Source organism: Mucilaginibacter sp. (genome assembly GCF_028288105.1).
Classification (GTDB): domain Bacteria; phylum Bacteroidota; class Bacteroidia; order Sphingobacteriales; family Sphingobacteriaceae; genus Mucilaginibacter.
The window spans coordinates 1-4,286 of the sequence record NZ_JAQBOI010000227.1; the positions used below are offsets into that span (position 1 = coordinate 1).

The window sequence follows — 4,286 nt, forward strand, 5'->3', positions numbered from 1 at the left end:
TTCTGAGGCCGGTTGTAATGCACGAGCAGGAAGAGATCTCAAACCATTTCCGCCAGGATGAATTTACCTACGGCGATAAAATACTGATCTGCCCTGTGCTGGAGCCGGGTCAAAAAAGCCGGAGCGTATACCTGCCAAAAGGTAAATGGTACAATTTCTGGAGCCTGGAAATGGTAGACGGCGGTAAAGAAGTTGTGGTACCAACCCCGCTTGACATTATGCCGATATTTGTAAAAGCAGGTTCGGTTATTCCGGAATACCCTGTAATGCAATACACTGGCGAGAAGGAAATTGAAGAGGTGAAACTGAATATCTACTACAGCGATTACGAAGTAAACTCGTTCCTGTTTGAAGATTACGGCGAAACTTTTGCTTATGAGCAGGATATTTACCTGGAGAAAAAATTTGTGGTAAAAGGCACAGCCGATAAGCTAACCATACAGCAAAGTATGGAGGGTTTATACACCCCACGTTACGAAGGGTATCATATAAAACTAAATGGACTACCGTTTAAGCCATCAAAAATTGTTGCAGATGGCAAAGAGATAGCATCTATTAGTTCTAACTCCGACAAAACCTACGAGTTTAAGTTCAGCAAGAATTTTAAACAGATAGAAATATTTAAATAGGCGCAATAGCCTATTCTGTTAACCACAGAAGGCACAGAGTTTTTACACAGAGGGCACGGAAATTTTCCTGTCCTCAATAAAAACTCTGTGTACTTTGTGGTTTTTTTGTGTGCCCTGTGGTTAAAACTTAAATATTCCCTTCTTTTCTTTTTATTAATAAACATCTGCTGCTATTGTATGTTCAATAATTATATATTTGATACATCAGGGATTAATATCCTGAAACCAATTTAACCTACACGTACCAACGGCTGCTTACTATGGCAAAGAAAACTTTAAAACCCGATACAGCACTACCGGAATCAAAACCCGTAAAGGCGAAAAAAGAAACTAAGCCAAAAGCCGCAACAGAAACCTGGCCGGAATCTGAAGAGGTATCGGTTTCTAAAAAAGCTGCACCTAAAAAGGTTGCAGAGAAAAAGCCTGTTGCTGCCAAAACAACTGCTGCCGCTACAAAAAAATCAAAACCACTTGAAATTATAGCGAATAACGAGATGAAAGCGGTTGAGGCATATAGCCGTTTTACCGATTTTGACATCGATCTGTTTAAATCTGGCAAACACTTTAAGCTGTACGAAAAGCTGGGTTCGCACGTGGTGGAGCATAAGGGCGTAGTGGGCACCTATTTTGCTGTTTGGGCGCCAAACGCACAGTATGTAGCGGTGATAGGTAACTTTAATGGCTGGAACCGTGGTTCGCATTCGTTAAATTACCGTTGGGATGCCTCTGGTATCTGGGAAGGTTTTATCCCGAATATCGGCGTTGGCGAAACCTATAAATATTTTATAAAAGCATCTACCGGCGAAGACCTGGAGAAAAGCGACCCTTTTGCCTTGCGTTGGGAATTGCCCCCGCGTACAGCATCTATAGTTGCCGATACTTTTTACGAGTGGGATGATAAACAATGGATGGCCGACCGCCATCAGCATAACGCTTTAGATAAACCTTACTCGGTTTACGAAATGCATTTGGGTTCATGGGCACGCAGTCCCGAAAGCCCGGAAGAGTTTTTGAGCTACAGGCAACTGGCAGATACATTGGTGCCATATGTAAAAGAAATGGGCTTTACGCACGTAGAGTTTATGCCGCTGATGGAACACCCTTATTATCCAAGCTGGGGTTATCAGATAACCGGTTTCTTCGCGGCATCGTGCCGCTATGGTACGCCGCAGGACCTTATGTATCTGATAGAGCAATTCCACAAAGAGGGGATAGGGGTAATACTGGATTGGGTGCCTTCGCATTTCCCGGGTGACGCACACGGGCTTTACAATTTTGATGGTACACACCTTTATGAGCATGCCGATGTTCGCAAAGGCTTTCATCCCGATTGGAAATCGTACATATTTAACTACGATCGTAATGAGGTGCGCGCGTTTTTAATAAGTAACGCCTTGTTTTGGTTAGAAAGATTTCACATAGATGGTTTACGTGTGGATGCCGTGGCATCTATGCTTTACCTGGATTATTCACGTAACCACGGCGAATGGGAACCAAACGTTTTTGGCGGTAACGAGAACCTGGAAGCCATATCCTTCCTGAAAGAATTTAACGCTACGGTTTACAGTAATTTCCCCGATGTGCAAACCATAGCGGAGGAATCTACATCGTTTACTGGTGTGAGCAGGCCGGTTTATACAGGCGGCCTGGGCTTTGGTATGAAATGGATGATGGGCTGGATGCACGATACACTCGATTATTTCGCGCATGACCCTATCCATCGTAAGTATCACCAAAACGAGTTAACCTTTAGCATGGTGTATGCCTTTACCGAAAACTTTATGCTGCCTTTCTCGCACGATGAGGTAGTTTATGGCAAAGGCTCTATGTTAGGCAAAATGCCCGGCGATGATTGGCAAAAGTTTGCTAACCTGCGTTTGTTATATAGTTTTATGTTCACCCATCCGGGTACAAAACTATTGTTTATGGGCAGCGAATTTGGCCAAAGCGGCGAATGGGATTTCCAGAAATCGTTAGACTGGCACTTGTTGCAATATGATAGCCACAATGGGATAAAAGAGACCGTTAAAGCAATTAATAAGTTATACAGATCTGAACCTGCCCTGTATGAGAAAGCCTTTGACTGGACTGGCTTTGAATGGATAGATGCCAGTAATATGGACGACTCTGTAATTGTTTATACCCGTAAAGGTATTGACAGGGAAAACGACCTGGTTATTGTATTGAATATGACACCTGTAACGCATCATAATTATCGTATTGGTGTACCATCAGCAGGCCAATGGCAGGAAATATTTAACTCGGACAGCGAGAAATTCTGGGGTAGTGGATTAATCAATTTTGATCCTATTTCAACTGAAGAAACCAGCTGGCACGGAAAAGATAATTCGTTAAGTATTGTTGCGTCGCCATTAGGCGCGGCCATATTCAAAAAAGTATCCGGCAAAGCCGAAACAAAAAAAACAAAAAGTAGTAAATAATATGAGCGGTAAGTTTTTTTATTTATACCTGGTAGGTGGCACGGTTGCCCTGGCATTGCTGGTATACAGTATCATAGCTGCTTATCCCGAAGTTAACAGCAGCGGCGCATTCTTCTACGTGGTACCAACCCTATTGCTATATTATATGGCTTATAAAACATGGCATGTTAAGAATGATAGCGAGTTGATGTAGAAGCTATAAACCGGGTGGCGGTGTCCTCACCGCCACTAATTAAGTATGCATGCTGTAAAATTGTCGGTGGGGACACCGACAATAGGAGAGAGAATAGATTTAATACCTTTGCATCATGTCCGTTTTAACAGCGCCCGAAAAAACAACGATACCCAGCTACCCATTAGTAGCATTAAAGGGTGGTAAACCCGCTATGATAGAGGTGCACGAAGCTAACGGCATCGACGTAATTATCGAAGATGCATTTCTGCTCCCTCATCGTAAGGACTATTACTTTTTTGCATTTATCGAACAGGGTGATAGTCGTCATTGGATTGATTTTGTGCCCTATACTGTAAGGCCCGGGCATTTTTACTTTACCGTGCCACAGCAGGTGCATCTAAAAGAAGAAAGCACTCCCGTAAAGGGTTATGTAGCCGGTTTTACCGAAGAATTTTTGTCCCTGGAAGAAAACCGCATGCTGCGCCGCTTGCCTGTTATATTAAACCCCGCAGGTGCACATGAATTGGTGTTGAGTGATGCGGATATGGTTTATATAGAGGATGTTATGCGTAAGATGACGCACGAGTTTAACGCCGGAGGCACCTGGCAAAATCAAATGCTTACCTCGTGGCTGCGGATATTGGTGATCTATCTGAGCCGGTTGTATACCGAGCAATATGGCGAAAGCTGTATTACCAAAAATTATTGCTTGCTAAGAAGTTTTCAGGAGTTAATAGGAGAGCATCATGCTCAACTGCATGATGTTGCCGCTTATGCCAATCTGTTAAATATTACACCGGGTTACCTGAACGATGTGGTGAAACAGCAAAGCGGCAAAACGGCCATCAACCATATACATAACCGTTTGGTGGTAGAGGCAAAACGTAAGCTATTACACACCGACCTATCTGTTAAACAAATAGCCGATGAACTGGGCTTTGAGGATGCGGCTTACTTTAACCGCTTCTTTAAACGTGTCACCGAGAGTACTCCAATAGCATTTCGACAGCAAATCCGTGAAATGTACAGTTAATGCCCTGC

At 43.3% G+C, this 4,286-nt stretch carries 4 protein-coding genes; all 4 read left to right on the plus strand.

Annotated features, from left to right (window positions below; all coding sequences use genetic code 11):
• A partial coding sequence (locus JWQ85_RS15565) for a DUF5110 domain-containing protein (RefSeq protein WP_299469587.1) occupies positions 1-629 on the plus strand: 629 nt, incomplete at its 5' end.
• A gap of 494 nt (positions 630-1,123) precedes the next feature.
• Entirely contained in the window at positions 1,124-3,070 is a 1,947-nt protein-coding gene (glgB, locus tag JWQ85_RS15570; protein ID WP_299469593.1) for a 1,4-alpha-glucan branching protein GlgB, read from the plus strand.
• Position 3,071: 1 nt separating this feature from the next.
• Positions 3,072-3,263 carry a hypothetical protein gene (locus tag JWQ85_RS15575; RefSeq protein ID WP_299469589.1) on the plus strand — a complete coding sequence of 64 codons (192 nt, stop codon included), beginning with the start codon at positions 3,072-3,074 and terminating at the stop codon, positions 3,261-3,263.
• A 115-nt stretch (positions 3,264-3,378) separates the two neighbouring features.
• Positions 3,379-4,278, plus strand: coding sequence for a helix-turn-helix domain-containing protein (locus JWQ85_RS15580; RefSeq protein ID WP_299469591.1), 900 nt, complete (start codon positions 3,379-3,381; stop codon positions 4,276-4,278).
• Positions 4,279-4,286 lie beyond the last annotated feature (8 nt).